Here is a 22192-nt window from a genome sequence, read left to right as displayed (position 1 = left end):
GCTACTTCATGGGCGTACTCATCGCGTGCTCATCGAGTGCTCATCGCAATCTCGACCTACTTCCAACTCGCGGAATACCAGGGCCGCACGGGGGTCCCGCACGACTCGCCTTACGGTGTCGCCTGCTCGACGGTGAGGCGCAACGCCGCGGTGTCGAGCGGTCCCGGAGCGCGCAGCGCCCGTGGGATCGCCCGGCGGCGGACCGCCAGATCGAGACAGGCCGGAACGGGATGCACGTACGCACCCCGACCAGGCAGCGTACCGCGATGATCGGGGACGCACGCGCCCTCGACCGCCACGATGCGCAGCAAGTCTCCCTTGGCCGCTCGCTCCCGGCACCCCACACAGGTGCGTTCAGGGCATGCGCGGGCTCGCGTCCGGCCAGACACTCTTAAGTCTACCTCCCCGTACCGACCTCACCCCTTTGGGGCATGAATCGAACGGTTGTTGTCGTGATGTAAGCGATGCGCGGGCCGGATCTATTCCCGGTCTATTCCCCGCGCTGCTCGGCGGGCTGCTCGGTGTCCGGACGGATGTCGATCCGCCAGCCCGTGAGGCGGGCGGCGAGACGGGCGTTCTGGCCCTCCTTGCCGATCGCCAGCGACAGCTGGTAGTCGGGGACCGTCACGCGCGCCGAGCGGGCCGCGAGGTCGACGACCTCGACCTTGGAGACCCGGGCCGGGGAGAGCGCGTTGGCCACCATGTCCGCCGGGTCGTCCGACCAGTCGACGATGTCGATCTTCTCGCCGTTCAGCTCGGCCATCACGTTGCGCACCCGGCCGCCCATGGGACCGATGCAGGCGCCCTTGGCGTTCAGGCCGCTGCGGTTGGAGCGGACGGCGATCTTCGTGCGGTGGCCGGCCTCACGGGCGATGGCGGCGATCTCGACGGATCCGTCGGCGATCTCCGGCACCTCCAGCGCGAAGAGCTTCTTCACGAGGTTGGGGTGCGTGCGGGACAGGGTCACGGACGGACCGCGGACGCCCTTGGCCACCCGTACGACGTACGAGCGCAGGCGCAGACCGTGCTCGTAGGTCTCGCCGGGGACCTGCTCCTGCACCGGCAGGATGGCCTCCAGCTTGCCGATGTCGACGAGCACGTTCTTCGGGTCGCGGCCCTGCTGGACCACGCCGGTGACGATGTCGCCCTCGCGGCCCGCGTACTCGCCGAGGGTCGCGTCGTCCTCGGCGTCCCGCAGGCGCTGCAGGATGACCTGCTTGGCGGTGGTCGCGGCGATCCGGCCGAACCCCGAGGGGGTGTCGTCGAACTCGCGGGCCTCCTGCCCCTCCTCCAGGTCCTCGGGGTCCTCCTTCGCCCACACGGTCACATGGCCGGTCTCCCGGTCGAGTTTCACGCGCGCGCGGCGGCGGCTTCCCTCGGTGCGGTGGTAGGCGATGAGGAGGGCCGACTCGATCGCCTCGACCAGCAGGTCGAAGGAGATCTCCTTCTCCCGCACCAGACCCCGCAGGGCACTCATGTCGATGTCCACGGCTACGCCTCCTCTTCCTTCTTGTCCTTGCGGTTGAACTCGACCTGGACCCGGGCCTTGACGACGTCACCGAAGGCGAGCCGGCGGGCGGTGGGCTTGCGCCCCTTCACGCCCGGCACCTCGACATCGAGACCGTCGTCCTCGACCCGCAGGATCCTGGCGAGCAGTTCGCCGTCCTCCGCCAGCTGGAACTTCACCAGGCGGTCGGTGGCGCGTACGTAGTGACGGTGCTCCTTGAGCTCGCGCTCGGCACCGGGGGTTCCGACCTCGAGGGTGTACTCACCCGAACCCATCACGTCGGTCTCGTCGAGCTTCGCCGAGAGCGCGCGGCTCACATCGGCGATCGCGTCCAGGTCGGCACCTTCGTCCGAGTCGACGACGACGCGCAGAACACGCTTGCGGCCCACGGTCTCCACTTCGATCTCTTCCAGATCGAGGCCCTGGGAGCTCACGAGCGGATCCAGGAGTTCTCGAAGCCTCTCGCTCTGGGTCGTGCTCATCCGGGTGACTCCTCGGCCGCGTGTGCTGTTGTGGGTTGGTCGCGTGTCAGCTCAAAGGGTATCCGGTCGCGGAGGGTGTTGCCGTCCACCGTGCGGGCGCGCCCACGCGGACGGGTGCCGCCGGAACCCCCCGGAACCGCCCCGGGGACAGTTGGAGGAGAGCCGCTGGACCGTGATCGGCCCATGCGCGGGTACCGTGATCACGGGCAGTTCGCCCACACATTCGTACGAGCCCTCCGAGGACGTCTGCCGTGTCGTTCCCCCTGCCGTCGCGCACCCCGTCGGGTCCGCGCCGAAGGACCCTGTTCGCGGCCGCCGCGGGTGCCTTCGCGCTCGCGGGCTGTTCCGCTCCCGAGCCGTCCGGCGACACGACGGGCGGCAGCCGCCCCTCGGCGGCGGACCGGGCACGCGCGCGTGCGGCCCGCGACAGCATGGCCCTCTCCGACCGGTACACCGCGGTGATCGCCGCCCATCCGCAGCTGGCCGAGCGGCTCGCCCCGCTGCGGGCGGAGGTCGTCCGGCACGCGAAGGCGTTCGGGGGCGGCGGGGCCGGGGCGTCGGCGTCTCCGGCGGGGTCCGCGTCGCCGTCGGCCTCGGCACCGGCGTCCTCGGCCGGGTCTCCGTCCGCGTCCCCGTCCTCCTCGGCTTCGGAGTCGGCTCCGGCGTCCGCTTCGGGTTCGGGTTCAGCTTCGGCTTCGGCTTCCGCCGGTGCCTCCCCCGGCGTGGCGGCCCGGCCCAAGGACGCGCTCGCCGACCTCGCCTCCGCCGAACTGGCGCTCGCGGACGAACGCACACAGACCCTGGTGGACGTCCCCGGCGAACTCGCCCGACTGCTCGCCTCCGTGGCGGCGTCCGGGGCGGCCCACGCGTTCCTGCTGACGAAGGCGGCGAAGTGAGCAAGCGGAACAAGACCGAGGAAGCCGAGCTCAAGGCCCTACAGGCCGCGCTGGGCGCCGAGCACGCGGCCGTCTACGGCTACGGCGTCGTGGGAGCCCGGATCGGCACGGCCCGGCAGAGCGACGCCCGGTCGGCGTACGACGCCCATCGGGCCCGGCGGGACACACTGGCGCGAGCGGTGAAGGACATGGGTGACACGCCCCGGGCCGCGTCGGCCGCGTACATGCTGCCGTTCCCGGTGACGGACACCGCCGCCGCCATACGGTTCGCGGCCGAGCTGGAGGAACGGGTGGCCGACGTCTACTCCGACCTCGTGCGCGCCGCCACGGGCGACCGGCGGCGCATGGCGGCCGGAGCGCTGCGCGAGGCCGCGGTCCGCGCGGTGCGCTGGAGCGGCGAGAGCGTAGCCTTCCCTGGGCTCGCCGAGCGGGCGGCCTCCCCGTCCCCCACGGCACCCTCGCCGACGTAACGCGACCTGGAAGGGAACACCTCGCGCATGGACTCGCGCATGGCCTTCGAACCGCCGCAGCGCCTTCTCCGGGCGCTCGGCGAGACCCGCCGGAGCGGGCCGGAGGGCGCCGACGAGACCGACGAGTGGCTGGAGAGCCTGCCCGAGCTGGCCGGACGGGCCGTCGAGCTGCGCGAGCTGACCGTGGAGCGGGTGCAGGCACCGGGCGGACGCAGCAGTCTGGTCGTCCTGGTGCGCCGGGCCGACGGCACTCCTGCCGTGCTGAAGCTGGCACCCGGACGGGCGCGTCCGGGGAGCGAGCGGGCCGCGCTCGCCCACTGGGACGGCCGCGGCGCGGTCCGGCTCCTCGACGACGAACTCCAGGAGGACTCCGGGACCGATGGCGTCCTGCTCCTCGAACGGCTGCACCCGGACGTGTCCGTACGGTCGCTGCCCGAGGCCAAGGCCCTGCTGGAGGCTGCGGGGACGCTGCGGCGGCTGTGGGTCGAGCCGCCCGCCGACCCGGTCTTCGAGACCGTGGCGGAGAGGACGGGGCGGCAGGCCGAGGTCATGCGGGCGACGGCGGCGGGCGAGAGCGGCATCGGTGCCGGAGCCGGGGCCGGGGCTCTGGTCGAGGCGGCCCTCGCGGCACGCGAGGAACTGCTGGACCGGCCCCCCGAGACACGGCTGCTGCACGGCACGTTCCGGCAGAGCAAGGTGCTCGCCGGGGAGCGCGTGCCCTGGCTGGCCGTGGGACCGGACCCGGTGGTCGGCGAGTGCGCCTTCGATCTGGCCCGGCTGGTCCGCGACCGGGTCGAGGACCTGATCGCGTCGCCCTCGGGACCGTCGATCACCCGGCGGCGGATCAAGCGGCTCGCCGAGTCCCTGGAGGTGGACCAGGCGCGGCTGCGCGGCTGGACCCTGTTCCGCGCCGTCGAGTCGGGTGTCCGGGCCGGCCGGGTCGGCCGCCTCCAGGACGCCGAACTGCTCCTGGAGTTCGCCGGCTGGCTCTGAGCACCGGCCGCCTCACGACGCCGGGCCCGGCCGCGGGCACGGTGACGACGAACCTGCCCCGCTGCCCCGCTGCCCCGCTGCCCCGCTGCCCCGCTGCCCCGCTGCCCCGCGACGGTACTCCTCCCGCGCACGCCGGACCACGTTTTGCCCGTCGGCTGGCAGGCACGTCCGACTCCCCACGGGCGGACGGCATGTGCGGCGGACTTGGGACGCGCCCCGGGCTTCGCGGCCCGGGGCAACCCGGCTCACGAAGACGGAGCACCCCGGTCCTCCGACAGGCCCGGCCCTCCGCCCCCTCACCAGCGAACCGCATGCGGGCGGGCCCCGGGACCGGGCCCCGGCTCCTCGCGGCCCCCGGGACGGTACGGCTCACGGACCGCGAACCGCCGGTGCCCCGTGTCTCCGGGGAGGAGGCACGGGGCACCGGCGGGTGAACGGTTACGCGGTCAGGCGGGCGATCGCCTCTTCGACGGTCAGTTCCTCGCGCTCGCCGGTGCGGCGGTCCTTCAGCTCCAGGACGCCCTCGGCCGAACGGCGGCCCGCGACCAGGATCTTCGGCACGCCGATGAGCTCCGCGTCGGTGAACTTCACGCCCGGGGAGACGCCGGCACGGTCGTCGACCAGGACCCGGACGCCCGCGGCGCCGAGCTTCTCGGACACGTCGAGCGCCAGCTCGGTCTGGAGTGCCTTGCCCGCGGCGACCACGTGCACGTCGGCGGGGGCGATCTCCTTGGGCCAGCACAGACCCTGGTCGTCTGCCGACTGCTCGGCCAGCGCGGCGACGGCGCGGGAGACGCCGATGCCGTACGAGCCCATGGTCACGCGGACCGGCTTGCCGTGCTGGCCGAGGACGTCGAGGCCGAAGGTGTCGGCGTACTTGCGGCCGAGCTGGAAGATGTGGCCGATCTCGATGGCGCGGTCCAGCTTGAGGCCGGTGCCGCACTTCGGGCAGGGGTCGCCCTCTTCCACCACGACGACGTCCAGGTAGTCGTCGACCTCGAAGTCACGGCCGGCCACGACGTTCTTCGCGTGCGTGTCGGCCTTGTTGGCGCCGGTGATCCAGGCCGTGCCGGGAGCGACGCGCGGGTCGGCGATGTAGCGGACCTTCTCCAGACCCTGGGGGCCCACGTAGCCGCGCACGAGGTCCTCGCGGCCCTCGAAGTCCTCCGCCGTGACGAGCTCGACGACGGCGGGGGCGAGGTGCTCGCCCAGCTTGCCGAGGTCGACCTCGCGGTCGCCGGGGACGCCCACGGCCACGATCTCGCCGTCGACCTTGACCAGCAGGTTCTTCAGGGTCGCGGAGGCGGGCACGCCGAGGTGCTCGGCGAGCGTCTCGATGGTCGGGGTGTCGGGGGTGGCCAGCTCCTCGACCGGACCGTGCTCCTCGGAGACGGGCGTGAGCTTGAAGGTCACGGCCTCCGTGTTGGCGGCGTAGTCGCAGGCGGGGCAGTCCACGAAGGTGTCCTCACCGGCCGGGGCGGGTGCGAGGAACTCCTCGGAGGCGGAGCCGCCCATGGCGCCGGAGACGGCGGACACGATGCGGTAGTCGAGACCCAGACGCGCAAAGATCTTCTGGTAGGCCTCGCGGTGCAGGCGGTAGGACTCGGCGAGGCCCTCGTCCGTGATGTCGAAGGAGTACGAGTCCTTCATCTGGAACTCACGGCCGCGCAGCACACCGGCGCGCGGACGGGCCTCGTCCCGGTACTTCGTCTGGATCTGGTACAGCATGACCGGCAGGTCCTTGTACGAGGCCACCTGGTCCTTCACGATCAGCGTGAAGATCTCCTCGTGCGTCGGACCGAGCAGGTACTCCGCGCCCTTGCGGTCCTTGAGGCGGAAGAGCAGGTCGCCGTACTCCTCCCAGCGGGCCGAGGCCTCGTAGGGCTCCTTGGGCAGCAGGGCCGGCAGGAGGACCTCCTGGGCGCCGATCGCGTCCATCTCCTCGCGGACCACGCGGGAGATGTTGTCGAGGACCTTCTTGCCGAGCGGCAGCCAGGTCCAGATGCCCGCGGCGTTGCGACGGACGTAGCCGGCGCGGACGAGCAGCTTGTGATTGAGCGTCTCGGCGTCCGCCGGGTCGTCACGCAATGTCTTGACCATCAAACGGGACATGCGCTGGACCTGGGCCATGATTCTCGACTCCTGCTGCGTAAGGGTGATGTCTGGAGGTTAGCCGGGCAGCGGCCGTCCCCGGAAATCCATTAGGGGTGTCGCAGCGGGAGGGGGGCGCCCATCACGGCGTACGGCTTGGGTGCGCTGGGGAACAGGACCTGCCGCGCGAGGTCCTCGTAGCCGAGGGAGCGGTACAGGCCTCGGGCCGGGCTGTCGATGTCGATCGCGGAGAGGATCGAGCGGGGCTCGGCCGCCGAGTCCGTGATCGCGGTGATCAGGGTGCGGCCGACGCCCCGGTTCTGGAAACGGGGGTGGACGTGCAGTTCGGTGATCACGAAGGAGTCGTCGAGCCAGCCGTCGTTGTCCTGGGCGCGCAGGTACGGTTCGACGACGGTGGACCACCAGTGCGCGCGGTCGTTGGGCATGCCGTAGACGAAGCCCACGAGCCGTCCGTCGGTGGTGGTGGCGCCGAGCGCGCGGGCTCCCGGGTAGGTCAGGTGGCGCAGCACGATCTGGCGCCGTACGGCGATCTCGTCGGCGCCCAGCCCGAAGGCGAGCGCCTGTACGGCGAGCGCCTCGTCGACGCGCGCGGCGAGATCCAGCGGACCGATGACCACGTCGTCGGCGTCGCGGTGGCCGTGACCGGGAAAGCGCAGCATGCCGGGAGACTACCTGGCGGACCGTGTGACGCGTGAGGTCCCGGCGGGCCCGTACCGGGCGTCAGAACAGGACGCTCATGAACGCTCCGGCCTCCTGGAACCCGACGCGGCGGTACGTCGCCCGCGCCGCCGTGTTGAAGTCGTTGACGTAGAGGCTGACGACCGGGGCGACATCGGCGAGGGCGTAGCGCAGCACGGCCGCCATGCCGGGGGCCGCGAGTCCCCGGCCCCGGTGTTCGGGGGCCACCCACACCCCCTGGATCTGGCAGGCCTCGGCGGTCGCGGCGCCGATCTCCGCCTTGAAGACGACGTTGCCGTCCTGGTCGAGGCGGGCGAAGGACCGGCCGGAGCCGACGAGTTCGGCGACCCGGGCCTGGTAGAGCAGACCGCCGTCGCCGGCCAGCGGCGAGACGCCGACCTCCTCGGTGAACATGGCGACGCAGGCCGGCATGATCGTCTCCATCTCGTCCTTGCGGATGCGGCGGACGTACGGATCCGGGGTGACGTCGGCGGGCAGCCGGTCGGTCACCATCAGCGGCTGGTGGGCGCGGATCTCGCGGGCCGGGCCCCAGCTCGGTTCGAGCAGCCGCCACAGCTGGGCGGTGGGTTCGGCGGGCCCGACGATCGAGGAGCAGCGGCGGCCGCCCCTGCGGGCCCGGTCGGCGAAGCCGCGCACGGCGCGGGGGGTGGCGCAGATCGGGACGAGGTTGGCGCCCGCGTAGCAGAGGGACTGGAGCATGCCGTCCTCGTACCAGCCCCACATCTCGCCGCCGAGCCGCCATGGGTCGAGCCCGGCGATCTGCACTCGGGAGGTGACGAAGGCGTTCGCCACCGGCTCACGGCCGAGGACGGCGAGCGCGGCGTCCAGGTCACTCGGTTCGAGGACCCTGGTGGTGGTCTGGGTCAACACGTGCGGGGGCCTCACCCTGGGATCTGCTGGTCTCCGCACTGTACCTGGCGGGATTGTGCCCCGCTGCCGGGTCCTCTGGCCGGACAGGGGGGCAGGGGCCACGGGGGTGGGGCCCAGTGTCCGTCGCCCGGGTGCGGGTCGTGGGGGCCGGGCGCGCAGTTCTCCGCGCCCCTGGGTGGCTCCGCCCGACCGGAGCTCGAAAGGGAGCCTTGTCGCCTGCGGCTGCCGGGACGGTGCCAGGGGTGATCGCCCGGGTGCGGGCACGCTGGGGCCGGGCGCGCAGTTCCCCGCGCCCCTGGAAGTCCGCCTGGCCGCAACTCGGACGCGCGGGCTCGTTCCACGCGTCCCTGAGGCCGGGCGAGGTGTCCGTTCTCGCCCGGCCGCGGGCGGCGGGGTCAGCCCGCCACGGAGATCGTGGGCTCGCCGGAGGCGACGCCGTCGGCCTCCATCTGCTCGGCGAGCTTCATGGCCTCTTCGATGAGGGTCTCCACGATCTTCGACTCGGGGACGGTCTTGATGACCTCGCCCTTGACGAAGATCTGGCCCTTGCCGTTGCCGGAGGCGACGCCGAGGTCGGCCTCGCGGGCCTCGCCGGGACCGTTGACGACACAGCCCATGACGGCGACGCGGAGCGGCACCTCCATGCCGGTGAGGCCGGCGGTGACCTCCTCGGCCAGCTTGTAGACGTCGACCTGGGCGCGGCCGCAGGACGGGCAGGAGACGATCTCCAGACCGCGCTGGCGGAGGTTCAGCGACTGGAGGATCTGCAGGCCGACCTTGACCTCCTCGACCGGCGGGGCCGAGAGGGAGACGCGGATGGTGTCGCCGATGCCCTCGGAGAGCAGGGCGCCGAAGGCGACGGCCGACTTGATGGTGCCCTGGAAGGCGGGGCCGGCCTCGGTGACGCCGAGGTGCAGCGGGTAGTCGCAGGCGGCGGCGAGCTGACGGTAGGCGTTGACCATGACGACCGGGTCGTTGTGCTTGACCGAGATCTTGATGTCGTGGAAGTCGTGCTCCTCGAAGAGGGAGGCCTCCCACAGCGCGGACTCCACCAGCGCCTCGGGCGTCGCCTTGCCGTACTTCTGGAGCAGCCGCTTGTCGAGCGAACCCGCGTTGACGCCGATGCGGATCGGGGTGCCGGTGTCCTTCGCGGCCCGCGCGATCTCCTTGACCTGGTCGTCGAACTGCTTGATGTTGCCGGGGTTGACGCGCACGGCCGCGCAGCCGGCCTCGATCGCGGCGAACACGTACTTCGGCTGGAAGTGGATGTCCGCGATCACCGGGATCTGCGACTTCTTGGCGATGGTCGCGAGCGCGTCCGCGTCGTCCTGCGTGGGACAGGCGACCCGCACGATCTGGCAGCCGGACGCGGTCAGCTCGGCGATCTGCTGGAGCGTGGCGCCGATGTCCGACGTGCGCGTGGTCGTCATCGACTGCACCGAGACGGGTGCGTCTCCGCCCACGGCCACGGTCCCGACCTGGATCTGCCGGGTCTTGCGGCGCTCGGCCAGCTTGGTCGGAACGGACGGCATGCCGAGAGAAATCGCAGTCATCTGCTGTGCAACCCCAAGTTGTGGATCAAGGTCCCGGAAATCCTGGGCTCCGGGGTTCGAGATTATGGTACGGGCGCGCCACCGGGCACATCACGCCCCCGGCGTTCAAACCCGCCGAACGGAAGATGGCCGGACACCCAGGGTGCCCGGCCACCGTCAACGCAGTGTGACTAAGAGATTTTCACGGGATTGACGACGTCCGCGATCAGGACGAGGACCGTGAAGCAGACGAAGATCCCGGCCACCACGTAGGCCACCGGCATCAGCTTCGCCACGTCGAACGGGCCCGGGTCGGGGCGCCGGAGCACCCTCGCCGTGTGGCGCCGCAGCGACTCCCACAGGGCTCCCGCGATGTGCCCGCCGTCGAGCGGGAGCAGCGGGAGCATGTTGAACAGGAACAGCGAGAGGTTGAACCCGGCGACCAGCAGGAGCATCATCGCGACCTGCTGCGAGGCCGGGATGTCCAGGGTGAAGACGTCGCCGCCGATGCGGGCCGCGCCGACCACGCCCATCGGGGAGTCGGCCTTGCGCGGGGCGTCGCCGAAGGCCGCGTTCCACAGGTCGGGGACCTTGCCGGGCAGCGACACCAGGGACTCGACGCCGTTCTGCATCATGTCGCCCATGCGGTCGACGGACTGGCCGAAGGACTGCTCGACGATGCCGGTGGCGGGCGTGAAGCCGAACCAGCCGGCCTCCACGTACTTGCCCTCCACGTAGCCGCCGCTGCCGTCCGTCTTGCTGACCGTGTTCTTGACCAGGTGGGCGGTGAGGCTGAGCTGCTCGCCCTTGCGGTCGACGGTGATCATGACCTTCTTACCGGGGTTGGCCCGGATGTCGGACTGAAGCGCGGACCAGTCCGAGACGGGCGTGCCGTTGAAGGCGACGATCTTGTCACCGGGCTTGAGTCCCGCCTCCGCGGCGGGCGCGACCGGGTCCTTCTTCGTGCACTTGTCGCGGTTCTCGCTGGCCTGGATCACGCAGGGGGAGACCGTACTGACCGTGGTGGTCTGGGTCTGGACGCCGAACGTCATCATCACGCCGAGGAAGATCGCCACGGCCAGGATCAGGTTCATGAAGGGGCCGGCGAACATCACGATCACGCGCTTCCACGGCTTGCGCGTGTAGAAGAGGCGGGTCTCGTCCCCGGGCCTCAGTTCCTCGAAGGCGGCGGAGCGGGCGTCCTCGATCATGCCCCGGAAGGGGGACGTCGAGCGGGCCTCGATCCGGCCGTCCGGGCCGGGCGGGAACATGCCGATCATGCGGATGTAGCCGCCGAGCGGAACGGCCTTGATGCCGTACTCGGTCTCGCCCTTCTTGCGCGACCAGATGGTCGGCCCGAAGCCCACCATGTACTGCGGCACCCGGATGCCGAAGAGTTTGGCCGTCGACAGATGTCCCAGCTCGTGCCACGCGATCGAGATCAGCAGCCCGAGCACGAAGACGACTATGCCGAGGATCATCATCAGGGTCGTCATGCACGAGCCTCCGCGATTGTCGTCTGTGCCGTCAGTTCACGGGCCCGGGCGCGCGCCCAGGTCTCCGCTTCGAGGACGTCCGCGACGGTCAGGGAAGTTCCCGTACGCGGTGTGCCGTGTTCCTCGACGACCCGGGTGACGGTCTCCATGATCCCGTTGAACGCCAGCGCGCCGTTCAGGAACGCGTCCACGCACTCCTCGTTGGCGGCATTGAACACCGCCGGGGCCGTACCCGCGAGCTGCCCCACGTGCCGGGCGAGTCCCACCGACGGGAAGGCGTCGTCGTCGAGCGGGAAGAACTCCCAGCTCGACGCCTTCGTCCAGTCGAAGGCGGGCGCCGCGTCCGGGACGCGCTCGGGCCAGCCGATGCCGATGGCGATGGGCCCCCGCATGTCGGGGGGCGTCGCCTGGGCCATCGTCGAGCCGTCCGTGAATTCCACCATCGAGTGGACATACGACTGCGGGTGCACGACCACCTCAATGCGGTCGAAGGGAATGTCGTAGAGGAGGTGCGCCTCGATGACTTCCAGTCCCTTGTTGACCAGGGTCGCGGAGTTGACGGTGATGACCGGGCCCATGGCCCAGGTGGGGTGCGCGAGGGCGTCGGCCGGCTTCACGTCCGCCAGCTCCGCCTTCGTCCGGCCGCGGAACGGGCCGCCGGAGGCGGTCACAACGAGCTTGCGCACGTCCGCGCGGGTGCCGGAGGCCAGTGCCTGGAAGAGGGCCGCGTGCTCGGAGTCGACCGGGATGATCTGGCCCGGCTTCGCCAGCGCCTTGACCAGCGGGCCGCCGACGATGAGCGACTCCTTGTTGGCGAGCGCGAGGGTGCGGCCCGCCTCCAGCGCGGCGAGGGTGGGCGCGAGGCCGATGGAACCGGTGATGCCGTTCAGGACGGTGTGGCAGTCCGACGCGGCGACCTGGGTGGCCGCGTCGGGGCCGGCGAGGATCTCGGGAAGGGTCTCGCCGGGTGCGTAGCGGGCCGCGAGTGCCTCCCTGAGCGCGGGGACGGCGTCCTCGCGCGCCACGGCGACCGTCCGTACCCGCAGCCGGTGGGCCTGCTCGGCGAGCAGGTCGGTCCTGCCGCCGGCGGCGGACAGCGCGGTGACCCGGAACCGGTCGGGGTTGCGCAGCACGAGGTCGATGGCCTGGGTGCCGATCGAGCCGGTGGATCCGAGGATCACGACATCCCGGACTCCGTTCACGGGGTCGAAGACGAGATGCGGATCAGCGAGGGGGGCTGGACTGTCGCTCATTCCCCCATTGTGGCCGCATCGCATCGGCCGGAGGACAGGGCGTCCCTCATTGCCGCCGTCCGTCCCCGTGACCGGTGGTGCCCGGCCGCGCCGAGGGGCCCCGGCGGAGAGCGGGCGGTCCGTACGGGCCACGGTGGGCGGTGCCCGCCCGCGGGACCGTGGCAGGACCTCACGCCCCGCCGGTCCGCAGGTCAGCGCTCGCCGCGGCGCCCGGGGACCGGGTTCGGCAACCGGGGGCGGTGGCACGCGGGCCGTCCGCCGACGGGCCCGGGAACGGCCGGCGTCGTCCCGGGCGGCGACACGGGGCGAACACGTCTTCAACCGCGTCGTCGGCCGTGTCGGGCGCCGGCGCGGTGGAGGGGAACCGCCGGGACGCGTGGCGGAGGCCCCGTCCGCCGTCGCGTTCGCCGCCGGCGCGCGGACGGGGCGTCGACGGACGGCGCGGCGGCGGACGCGGCGGGTGCGCACCACCGGGGAGGGCGTCAGCGGATGGGCCGGTGCACGTTCTCCCGGGTGCTCGCGCCGGGGGTGGCATCGGCGATCCAGGGACCGTCGCCCGAGGGGTCGAGGACGCCTTCCTCCAGCCAGGTGTAGGTACCGGACAGGACGCCCTTGACGACCTTGCGGTCGATGTCGTCGGTGTTGGTCCACAGGCGTCCGAAGAGCTCCTCGACGCGGATGCGGGACTGGCGGCAGAAGGCGTCGGCGAGCTGGTAGGCCTCGCGCCCGTGGTCGCCCTGGGTGCGCAGGAGTTCGGCCCGCACGCAGGCCGCGCTCATCGCGAAGAGCTCGGCGCCGATGTCGACGATCCGGCCCAGGAATCCCTGCTTGGTCTCCATGCGGCCCTGCCAGCGCGACATCGCGTAGAAGGTGGACCGGGCGAGCTTGCGGGCGCTGCGCTCGACGTAGCGCAGATGGGTGGAGAGGTCCACGTCGTGGTGGAACTCGTTGTACGAGCGCGGGAGCTGGCCCGCTCCCGCGACCAGTTTCGGCAGCCACTTGGCGTAGAAGACACCGGCGTTCGCGCCCGCCTTCGCCTTCTCGGAGAGCGACTTGTCGGGGTCGATGAGGTCTCCGGCGACCGAGAGGTGGGCGTCGACGGCCTCCCGGGCGATCAGCAGGTGCATGATCTCGGTGGAGCCCTCGAAGATGCGGTTGATGCGCAGGTCGCGCAGGACCTGCTCGGCGGGGACCGCGCGCTCGCCGCGGGCCGCCAGCGAGGCGGCCGTCTCGAAGCCGCGGCCGCCGCGGATCTGGACCAGTTCGTCGGCCATCAGACAGGCCATCTCGGAGCCGTAGAGCTTGGCGAGGGCGGCCTCGATGCGGATGTCGTTGCGGTTCTCGTCGGCCATCTGCGACGACAGGTCGAGGACGGCCTCGAGCGCGAAGGTGGTGGCCGCGATGAAGGAGATCTTGGAGCCGACGGCCTCGTGGAGGGCGACCGGCTTGCCCCACTGCTCCCGCACCGACGTCCACTCGCGGGCGATCTTCAGGCACCACTTGCCCGCGCCCGCGCACATGGCGGGCAGCGAGAGACGGCCGGTGTTGAGGGTGGTGAGGGCGATCTTCAGGCCCGCGCCCTCGGGTCCGATGCGGTTGGCGGCCGGTACCCGCACCCGGTGGAAGCGGGTGACGCCGTTCTCCAGGCCGCGCAGGCCCATGAACGCGTTGCGGTTCTCGACGGTGACGCCCTCCGAGGCGGCCTCCACCACGAAGGCCGTGATGCCGCCCTTGCCCTCCTCGGACTTCGGGACGCGCGCCATGACCACGAGGAGGTCGGCGACGACGCCGTTGGTCGTCCAGAGTTTCACCCCGTCGAGGACGTAGTCGTCGCCGTCCCGGACGGCGGTCGTGGCGAGCCGCGCCGGGTCGGAGCCGACGTCCGGTTCGGTGAGCAGGAAGGCGGAGATGTCGGTGCGGGCGCAGCGCGGCAGGAAGGTGTCCCGCTGTTCCTGGGTGCCGAAGAGCTTCAGCGGCTGCGGCACACCGATCGACTGGTGGGCGGAGAGCAGCGCGCCGAGCGCCGGGTTCACCGAGCCGACCAGGGCGAGGGCCTTGTTGTAGTACACCTGGGTGAGGCCGAGGCCGCCGTACTTGGTGTCGATCTTCATGCCGAGGGCGCCGAGCTCCTTGAGCCCGGTGATGGTCTCGTCCGGGATCCGCGCCTCCCGTTCGATCCGGGCGGAGTCGATCTTCGTCTCGCAGAAGTCCCGCAGTTTGGCCAGGAACTCCTCGCCGCGCAGTGTGTCCTCGGCGGCCGGGAGCGGGTGCGGGTGGATGAGGTCGAGCCGGAAGCGGCCGAGGAAGAGCTCCTTGGCGAAGCTGGGCTTCTGCCAGCCCTGTTCGCGCGCGGCCTCGGCTACCTGCCGGGCCTCGCGTTCGGTGACTGTGGGCTGGTGGGGTGTTGCGGACATGAGGCTCACCTCGCCGCGAATAGGGATCTTGGGACAGTCCGTTACCGACCGGTTCTACCCGATCGTATTTACCTGATTCCGGATGGCCCCACCAGTCTTGGCGCAGCGTTCGGCCCAATGGACCCCCCTTGGACCGGCCGTCGCCGCCGCGCCCGGGGTCCGTTCCGCGGGAATTCACTGTCGAAGCGCTTCGACAGCTATGGACACCATTCCTTCACCGGGCTAGTGTCGAGCCACTCTCATTCGCCCCTATCGGTACCGCGCGCACTGTCGAAGCGCTTCACAAAGCTGGGAGAGCTGGATGGTCACCCTCGCCGAGGTCGCCCAGCACGCCGGAGTGTCGGCGAGCACGGTGAGCTATGTCCTCAGCGGCAAGCGGTCCATCTCCGTGAGCACCCGGCAGCGGGTCGAGCGGAGCATCCAGGAACTCGGCTACCACCCGAACGCGGGCGCCCGCGCCCTGGCGAGCAGCAGGTCCAACATCATCGCGCTGATGGTTCCGCTGCGCACCGACATGTACGTACCCGTGATGATGGAGATCGCCATCGCGGTGGCCACCACCGCCCGGGCCCACGGCTACGACGTCCTGCTGCTCACCGGCGAGGAGGGACCCGACGCGGTGCGCCGGGTCACCGGCAGCGGGCTCGCCGACGCGATGATCCTGATGGACGTCGAACTCGACGACGAGCGGCTGCCGTTGCTGCGCGAGACGGACCAGCCGTCCGTGCTCATCGGTCTCCCCGCCGACACCACCGGCCTGACCTGCGTCGACCTCGACTTCGGGGCGACGGGCGCGCTGTGCGCCGAGCACCTGGCACTGCTCGGCCACCGTGACATCGCTGTCATCGGCGAGGCGCCCGCCGTCTACGAGCGGCACACCGGCTTCGCCGAGCGGACGCTCGACGGGCTCCGTTCCCGCTCGCGGGAACTGGGGCTGCGGGTGCTGCACCGGCCCTGCGAGGGCGGCTACGACGCGATGGCCCTCACCCTCGCCCGCATCCTCGACGAGCGCCCGGGCACCACGGGCTTCGTCGTGCAGAACGAGTCGGCGGTCGAACCGCTGCTCGCCCTGCTGCGCCAGAAGGGCCGCGCCGTGCCCGAGGACGTCTCGGTGATCGCGATCTGCCCGGACCAGGTCGCCACCCAGGCCTCGGTGCGGCTGACGTCGGTCGCCATCCCCGCGCAGGACATGGGCCGCCACGCCGTCGAGCACCTGATCGCCAAGCTCGAGGGCCGCGGCGAGGACGACGTCGTACTGATCGCCCCCGAACTGACGGTACGGGCGAGCACGGGGCCGGCGCCGGCCGCGCCCTGAACCGGTCTTCCCCGCCGGGCGCGCCCGGCGGCTCCCCCTTCGCGGACCCCGCGCCCCCGCCGGGCGCACCCGCCGTCCACGTGCCCTCCGTGCCGCCGCCCGGCCCGAACCGTCACGCCCACGCCCTGTCCGCGCCCCCGCCCCCGCCCCCGTCCCCGCTCCGCTCCTCCGGGCCGCCCCCGGGTCCGCACCCGGACGCCCCCGGCCGCACTCCCTGTCTGCATTCCTCCATGTCTGCACTCCCCCAGGAGCACTCCAGGTGAATCAGTCCGCCGAGATCCAGCCCCAGGTCAGCCTCGCGCAGTCCTCCCCGACCGTCGGCACGTTCCGTGAGCGGGACGGCGCGCTGGAGTGGAGCGGCCGCACGGAGACCGTCCGGATCGAGCCGTGGGGCCCCGACGCCGTCCGGGTCCGCGCCCGGCTCGGCGGCCCCCTGCTCGAGGGCCTCCCCGGAGCACTGCTCGACGAGCCGGAGGCCGCCGCGAGCACGCTCGAACTCCGGGACGGCGAGGGCCGGCTGACGGTGGGGGCGCTGACCGTCGAGGTGAGCTCCGAGGGACTGGTCCGCTTCACCCGCACCGCGGACGGCGCCGAACTCCTCGCCGAGGAGCGTGCCCACTTCTGGTGGCCCGGTCCACGGCTGTACACCCCCACCGGCAACGGCCACCACCGCCTCGAGCAGCGCTTCGCCGCGTACGACGGCGAGCGGCTGTACGGCCTCGGGCAGCACCAGCACGGGCTGTTCGACCAGAAGGGCGCGGTCCTGGACCTGGTCCAGCGCAACGCCGAGGTCACCGTTCCGGTGCTCACCTCCAGCCGCGGCTACACGCTCCTGTGGAACAACCCGGCCGTCGGCCGGGTGGAACTCGCGGGCAACGGCACCCGCTGGGTGGCCGACTCGGCCCGCCAGATCGACTACTGGATCACCGCGGGCACCCCGGCCGACGCCCAGCGCCGCTACAGCGCGGCGACCGGCCGGACGCCGATGCTGCCCGAGTGGGCGGCCGGGTTCTGGCAGTGCAAGCTGCGCTACCGCACCCAGGAGGAACTCCTGGAGGTGGCGCGGGAGTACAGGCGCCGGGGCCTGCCGCTGTCGGTCATCGTCTGCGACTTCTTCCACTGGACCCACCTCGGCGACTGGAAGTTCGACCCGGCCGAGTGGCCCGACCCCGCGGCCATGCAGGCCGAACTCGCCGAACTCGGCGTCAGACTGGCCGTGTCCGTCTGGCCGTCGGTCTCCCCGCTCTCGGAGAACCACGGGCTCATGGAGCAGCGGGGCTGGTTCATCGGCACCGAGTACGGGCCCATGGCGCACGCCGACTGGCCGGACAAGCAGGTCGCGTCCACGGTCCAGGTGGCCTTCTACGACGCCACGAACCCCGAGGCCCGCGACTTCCTGTGGTCACGGGTGAAGGACAACTACCTCGACCCGTACGGCATCTCGGCCTTCTGGCTGGACGCCTGCGAGCCGGAGCTGAAGCCGGGCTTCTCCGAGAACCTGCGCTACCACGCGGGCCCGGGACTCGAAGTGGGCAACCTCTACCCGCGCGAGAACGCCCGCACCTTCTACGAGGGCCTGCGCGCCGCCGGGGAGACCGAGATCGTCTCCCTCAACCGCTCGGCCTGGGCGGGCAGTCAGCGCTACGGGGCCGCCCTGTGGTCGGGGGACATCGGGACCGACTTCGCGACCCTGCGCCGCCAGATCGCGGCGGGCCTCAACACCGCGCTGTCCGGCATCCCGTGGTGGAACACCGACATCGGCGGCTTCCACGGCGGCGACCCGGACGACCCGGCCTACCGCGAGGTCATGGTCCGCTGGTTCCAGTTCGGCGCGCTGTCGCCGCTGATGCGGCTGCACGGCTTCCGCGACCCGGGGCTTCCGCTCGGCCCCTCCATGACCGGCGGCCCGAACGAGGTCTGGTCCTACGGCGAGGAGGCCGGCGCGGTCATGGAGAAGTACCTGCGGCTGCGGGAGCGTCTGAAGCCGTACCTGCTGGAGGTCATGCGGGAGGCTCACGAGGAGGGGCTGCCGGTGATGCGCCCGCTGCTCCTGGAGTTCCCCGGCGACCAGGCGGCCTGGTCGGTGGACGACGCCTACCTCCTCGGCCCGGACCTGCTGGTCGCGCCGGTCCTCACCGCGGGCGCGACGGCCCGTACGGCGTACCTCCCGGCGGGCGCCCGCTGGACGGACGCGTGGACCGGGACGCCGTACGAGGGGGGCGCGGCCGTCACCGTGGACGCGCCGCTGGACCGGATCCCGCTGTTCCTGCGGGACGGGGCGCGGCTGCCCGTGGCGGACTAGGGCGTGCGCGGCCGGCCCCGTGGGGGGACCGGCCGCGCCTTCGGGCCCGGGTCAGCTGCTGCTGACGGTGAGGTTGTTGGTGACGAAGTCGAGACCGCCCGAGGACGAGGTGATCTCGAAGCCGAACTGCACGTCACCGATGGTCTTCGTGTTCGGCATCCAGCCCTTGGTGTTCGCGATCCACTTCAGGATCGGCAGGATGTCGATGGTGCCGGAGGTGGAGTCCGAGCTGCGCAGGAACGAGAAGACGTCGTTCGCGCCGTTGTTGCCCTTGTAGACGGTCCAGGTGTTGCCGTTCAGGGTGAGCGTGCCCTGCGAGGTGCCGAGCGCGCCGACGGCTCCGTTGTAGTTGACCCAGAGCATGGTCTCGTAGGCGTAGCCGGTGTCCCAGATGTCGTACGAGGTGTTGTACGCGCCCGACGACGGGACGGTGACGTTGTAGGTGCTGGTGAGGGAGGACAGTCCCGCGATCGTCCTGCCCACGTACTTCTTGGAGTTGGGGTAGGACTTGATCCCGCCGGTGTTGGGGTGGTTGGCCCAGACTCCCCAGTTGGTGCCGGAGTTGGCCCAGACGCACTGGCTGCCCGCGCCGGAGCCCCAGATGTTGTTGTAGAGCGTGTACCCGTTCAGGGTGGTGTTGCCCCACTGGTCGCAGGAGGACCAGACGGCGGCCTGGGCGGGGGCCGAGGCGAGACCGATCGTCGCGCCGAGCGCCAGCGCGGGGGCGACGAGGGCCTTGACGAGCCTGTTCGGTGTGCGAAGTGCCATGGTTTTCCTTCCATGGGTGGGGGGAGGTGCGGGGGCTACCGCGGCCCCAGGGTGAGGACGCGGTCCTCTCCGGCGCTCAGGGAGAGCGGTCGCGCGCCGGAGGAGGTCCGGAGTTCGACGCGGCAGGTACGGCCGGGCCGCAGGACGGCCGTGGCGCCGTCGGGGGTCCAGGTGAGATCGATCCGTGCGCCGAACCTCGTGCGGACGCCCCGGAGTTCGCCGCTCGGCAGGCCGGCGGGGAGCGCGGGGAACAGGACGAGCCGCCGCGGTGTGGACTGGATCAGTGCCTCGATGAGCACGGCGGGCAGGGCGTGGGCGGCGTCGGCGTTGTAGACGTGCCGGTTCGGGTAGTGGCCGCTCATCAGGGAGACGTGGAAGAAGTCCCCGGCCAGGACGTCGTCGAGGGCGTTCGCCACGCGCCCGGCGTCCCGCAGCCGGGCGGCGATCAGGGCATGGTGGAGGTGGCCGTGCGCCGAGTCGTTCTCGGCGCCGCGCAGTTCGAGGGCGCGACGGGCCGCCGCGGCGAGACCGGGGGTGTCGTACGGGTTGATCTCGTCGAGCGGCCAAACGCCGTACAGGTGGCTGAGGTGCCGGTGGTCGTAGGTGTCGAGGAGTCCGGGGCGGGCCCATTCGGCCAGCGCGCCCTCGGCGTTGACCCGGTGCGGCGGCAGCCGGTCGGCGAGCGCGAGCCAGCGCTCGGCGTCGGGGCCCGGGTGGTACGCGGCCGCGGTGCACAGGGCGTGCCGGGCGGCCGAGAGGTCCATGGCGGCGTTGACGGTGATCCAGCCCGCGTTCGCGGGACGGTTCTCCGGTGAGTAGGACGGCACGATCACCAGGTGGCCGTCCTCGTCGGTCCGGGTGAGGAAGTCCTCGTAGAAGCGGGCGGTCTCGGCGAGCGCGGCGGCGAGCCGCGGGTCGCGTCCGCCGCGGGTCTCGTCGTGGTCCACGAGGGGCTTGAGCAGCCAGTCGGCGCCCGCGGTCCACACGTGCAGCGGGTAGGCGCGGCTGAGGTGGTGGGCGTGGCCGGACTCGCCGTCGGTGTGGGCCGGGGCGACCACGCCGCGGGTGCCGAAGACCGCCCGGGCGTTGTCCCGCCAGTGCGGCAACTGGCCGTGGACCAGGGCCGCGTGGGCCTCGGTGACCTCGGGGAGGGCGGCCGCGGCGGCCGACGCCGTCTGTAGATTGAGGTTGGCATCCGTGGTGAACGCCCCGGACCAGGCGGTGTCCCAGTCACCGGTCCACAGGCCGGTCAGCCGCGGCGGGAGCGTGCCGGACGCGGACAGCAGGTGGTAGCGGCCCGCCGCGAAGAGCCGCTCCAGGAGAGCCGGGCTCCTCGGCCGTCGGACCAGTTCCGATCCGGGCAGCGCCCGTTCGGCGGGGTCGGCGCCCAGGTCGAGGGTGACCCGCAGGTAGGCGGCGCGGTGCAGGGCGGTGTGGCGGGCGAGCAGGCGGGCGTAGGCCTGCTCGACGTCCTCCGCGCCGGGACCGGCACCGGCGTCCTCGGCGCCGCCCCCGCTCCCGGCTCCGCTCCCACTCCCGCTCCCGCTCCCGGGCAGCAGTTCCCGCAGGGCGCGCAGCTCCGCGAGGACGTCCAGGTCGCCCGGGTGTCGGCGCACCCGGGTGAGCAGCAGCATCGAGCGGGCGCCCTCGACCCGTACGCCGGGAAGGGCGGGACGGGTGACGCCGTCCGTGACGAAAAGGGTGACCCCGGTGTACGCCAGGCCGCTGCCCGGGTAGCGGGCGAGCAGCGTGAGCAGGGCGCCCTCGGGGGTGCGGACGGCCCCGTGCTCCACCGCCAGGCCTTTGGGCGCTCCCGGCAGCCGGTGGTCGAGCGTCACCTCGGCCGCGGGGCCGGGAGCGGTCACGTACTGCGCGATCACGTCGTCGGCGCGCGAGACGAAGACCTCGCCGCGCCGGTCGCCGCACACCGCGCGGACGACCCCACTGGTGAAGTCGGCCTCGCGCCGGTAGTCGCGCGGTTCCCCGGCGGGGCGGCGCACCCGCACCTGGAACGCCGGGTGGAAGGGCTGCACCCACGACAGCGGCCGTCCGTCGGTGAAGTCCTCGCCCGCACGCACGTCTCCGGCCAGGAGCCGGTCCTGTAGGGCGGCGAGGCGGGCGGCGAGCTCGGGCGGGCGGGCGTCCGAGCTGCCGTTCGGACGGACCAGACGGTGATGATTGACGATCACCCGGTCGTCGTTCGGATCACCGAACACCATGGCGCCGTGGGTGCCGTTCCCACTCAGGAAGGCGTCCTCCCAGCGGGCGGCGGGCAGGGGTTCCCAGGTGCCGTGGACGGGAGCGGAGTCGCGGCCGCCGTCCGCCGGGCCGCAGGCACGGGAGCCGGAGCCGGAGCGAGCCTCGTCCGTCATGGGGCGAGCACCGCCGCTCCATGGCGCTCCAGTCGTACGGAGTCCCGCACGGACACGCCGCCGAGCAGGTCGCGGTGGCCGCCCGGCACCTCGACGGTCACCGGGCCGCGTCCGTGGTTGAGCAGGAAGAGCAGGTCGCCGCGCCGGACGGCCTCGACACCGTCGGGCAGCCCGTCCAGCACCGGCCGGACGCCCGCCCGGTGCGCCGCCGCGGCCAGCAGTGCGCGCAGGGCGGGCGGTTCGGGGAGGGTGGAGAGGTAGCGGGCGGTGCCCTTGCGGAGCACGGCGGGCAGTCCGTCCAGCTCGCCGCCGCGGTACCGCGCCTCGACGACCGCGGCGGGGCCGGGCTCGATCTCCTCGGACCAGAGCGTGCCCGAGAAGCCGTCGCAGGCGATGCTCTCCCCCGCGTCCAGCGGCCACCACTCGTGCAGCGCCCGGATGCCGAACAGGTCGCGCAGCCGCTCGTCCATGCCGCCCGGCCGCACCCGGTCGTCCTCGTCGGCGACGCCGGTGAGGAAGCCGCAGACGAGCGTGCCGCCCGCTCGCGCATAGGCGAGAAGGTTCTCGATCGCCGTGTCCGTGAGGAGGTACAGCTGGGGCACGACGACCATCCGGTACGCGGAGAGGTCGTGCTCGGGGTGGGCGAACGCGGTGGTGAGGTGCGCCTCCCACAGGGCGCGGTGCCAGGCCCGTAGGACCTCGGCGTAGTCG

18 protein-coding genes are annotated in these 22192 nt (G+C 72.2%); 5 read left to right on the top strand and 13 right to left on the bottom strand.

The features are described 5' to 3' along the window. Positions 1 to 110: 110 nt before the first annotated feature. The 3 genes from CW362_RS27325 to rimP all read right to left on the bottom strand — a co-directional run bounded on the left by CW362_RS27325 (position 111) and on the right by rimP (position 1989). A complete protein-coding gene (locus tag CW362_RS27325) occupies positions 111 to 389 on the bottom strand; it encodes a YlxR family protein (RefSeq protein WP_103552215.1) in 279 nt (92 codons plus the stop codon). Between the two features lie 101 nt (positions 390 to 490). Further along, positions 491 to 1489, bottom strand: coding sequence for a transcription termination factor NusA (nusA, locus tag CW362_RS27320; RefSeq protein ID WP_037626182.1), 999 nt, complete (start codon positions 1487 to 1489; stop codon positions 491 to 493). 2 nt (positions 1490 to 1491) lie between these two features. Further along, complete coding sequence (gene rimP / locus CW362_RS27315) at positions 1492 to 1989, bottom strand: ribosome maturation factor RimP (RefSeq protein WP_103552214.1); 498 nt, start codon at positions 1987 to 1989, stop codon at positions 1492 to 1494. Positions 1990 to 2240: 251 nt separating this feature from the next. Here rimP and CW362_RS27310 point away from each other — a divergent pair, with 251 nt between their 5' ends. The 3 genes from CW362_RS27310 to CW362_RS27300 are packed head-to-tail and all read left to right on the top strand — an operon-like array spanning position 2241 to position 4348. Beyond that, positions 2241 to 2885, top strand: coding sequence for a hypothetical protein (locus CW362_RS27310; protein ID WP_103552213.1), 645 nt, complete (start codon positions 2241 to 2243; stop codon positions 2883 to 2885). After that, complete coding sequence (locus CW362_RS27305; RefSeq protein ID WP_103552212.1) at positions 2882 to 3355, top strand: ferritin-like domain-containing protein; 474 nt, start codon at positions 2882 to 2884, stop codon at positions 3353 to 3355. The genes CW362_RS27310 and CW362_RS27305 overlap by 4 nt, the downstream gene beginning before the upstream one ends. A 39-nt stretch (positions 3356 to 3394) precedes the next feature. Then, positions 3395 to 4348: an aminoglycoside phosphotransferase family protein gene (locus CW362_RS27300; protein ID WP_103552232.1), complete on the top strand. Its 954-nt coding sequence runs from the start codon at positions 3395 to 3397 to the stop codon at positions 4346 to 4348. A gap of 438 nt (positions 4349 to 4786) precedes the next feature. Here CW362_RS27300 and CW362_RS27295 read toward each other — a convergent pair whose 3' ends face one another. The 7 genes from CW362_RS27295 to CW362_RS27265 all read right to left on the bottom strand — a co-directional run bounded on the left by CW362_RS27295 (position 4787) and on the right by CW362_RS27265 (position 14724). Further along, a complete protein-coding gene (locus CW362_RS27295) occupies positions 4787 to 6478 on the bottom strand; it encodes a proline--tRNA ligase (RefSeq protein WP_103552211.1) in 1692 nt (563 codons plus the stop codon). A gap of 71 nt (positions 6479 to 6549) precedes the next feature. Further along, complete coding sequence (locus CW362_RS27290; RefSeq protein WP_103552210.1) at positions 6550 to 7119, bottom strand: GNAT family N-acetyltransferase; 570 nt, start codon at positions 7117 to 7119, stop codon at positions 6550 to 6552. A 61-nt stretch (positions 7120 to 7180) separates the two neighbouring features. Next, on the bottom strand, positions 7181 to 8029 hold the full coding sequence (locus tag CW362_RS27285) for a GNAT family N-acetyltransferase (protein ID WP_103552209.1): 849 nt from the start codon (positions 8027 to 8029) through the stop codon (positions 7181 to 7183). Positions 8030 to 8424: 395 nt separating this feature from the next. Beyond that, positions 8425 to 9582, bottom strand: coding sequence for a flavodoxin-dependent (E)-4-hydroxy-3-methylbut-2-enyl-diphosphate synthase (ispG, locus tag CW362_RS27280; RefSeq protein WP_103552208.1), 1158 nt, complete (start codon positions 9580 to 9582; stop codon positions 8425 to 8427). 170 nt (positions 9583 to 9752) lie between these two features. Beyond that, a complete protein-coding gene (locus tag CW362_RS27275; RefSeq protein WP_103552207.1) occupies positions 9753 to 11057 on the bottom strand; it encodes a M50 family metallopeptidase in 1305 nt (434 codons plus the stop codon). Further along, positions 11054 to 12310 (bottom strand): 1-deoxy-D-xylulose-5-phosphate reductoisomerase, encoded by a 1257-nt coding sequence (dxr, locus tag CW362_RS27270; protein ID WP_103552206.1) that lies wholly within the window; start codon positions 12308 to 12310, stop codon positions 11054 to 11056. Before dxr ends, CW362_RS27275 begins: the two co-directional genes overlap by 4 nt. 482 nt (positions 12311 to 12792) lie before the next feature. Further along, positions 12793 to 14724, bottom strand: coding sequence for an acyl-CoA dehydrogenase family protein (locus CW362_RS27265; RefSeq protein WP_103552205.1), 1932 nt, complete (start codon positions 14722 to 14724; stop codon positions 12793 to 12795). Between the two features lie 301 nt (positions 14725 to 15025). Here CW362_RS27265 and CW362_RS27260 point away from each other — a divergent pair, with 301 nt between their 5' ends. Then, entirely contained in the window at positions 15026 to 16039 is a 1014-nt protein-coding gene (locus CW362_RS27260) for a LacI family DNA-binding transcriptional regulator (RefSeq protein WP_103552204.1), read from the top strand. A gap of 259 nt (positions 16040 to 16298) precedes the next feature. Beyond that, positions 16299 to 18341, top strand: a complete 2043-nt coding sequence (locus CW362_RS27255) for a glycoside hydrolase family 31 protein (protein WP_103552203.1) — start codon at positions 16299 to 16301, stop codon at positions 18339 to 18341. Between the two features lie 51 nt (positions 18342 to 18392). Here the strand turns inward: CW362_RS27255 and CW362_RS27250 are convergent, their stop codons facing one another. The 3 genes from CW362_RS27250 to CW362_RS27240 form a co-directional block, all read right to left on the bottom strand. Then, complete coding sequence (locus tag CW362_RS27250; RefSeq protein WP_103552202.1) at positions 18393 to 19109, bottom strand: glycoside hydrolase family 12 protein; 717 nt, start codon at positions 19107 to 19109, stop codon at positions 18393 to 18395. A 35-nt stretch (positions 19110 to 19144) separates the two neighbouring features. Beyond that, positions 19145 to 21481 (bottom strand): glycosyl hydrolase family 95 catalytic domain-containing protein, encoded by a 2337-nt coding sequence (locus CW362_RS27245; RefSeq protein ID WP_103552201.1) that lies wholly within the window; start codon positions 21479 to 21481, stop codon positions 19145 to 19147. Beyond that, the coding region (locus CW362_RS27240) for a beta-galactosidase (RefSeq protein ID WP_206301065.1) at positions 21478 to 22192 on the bottom strand (715 nt) is incomplete at its 5' end. The genes CW362_RS27245 and CW362_RS27240, both read right to left, overlap by 4 nt.

The organism is Streptomyces populi (genome assembly GCF_002911015.1).
GTDB classification, from domain to species: Bacteria; Actinomycetota; Actinomycetes; order Streptomycetales; family Streptomycetaceae; genus Streptomyces; species Streptomyces populi.
The sequence above is the reverse complement of the archived record's forward strand: the minus strand, read 5'-3'. Positions and strand labels throughout refer to the sequence as shown.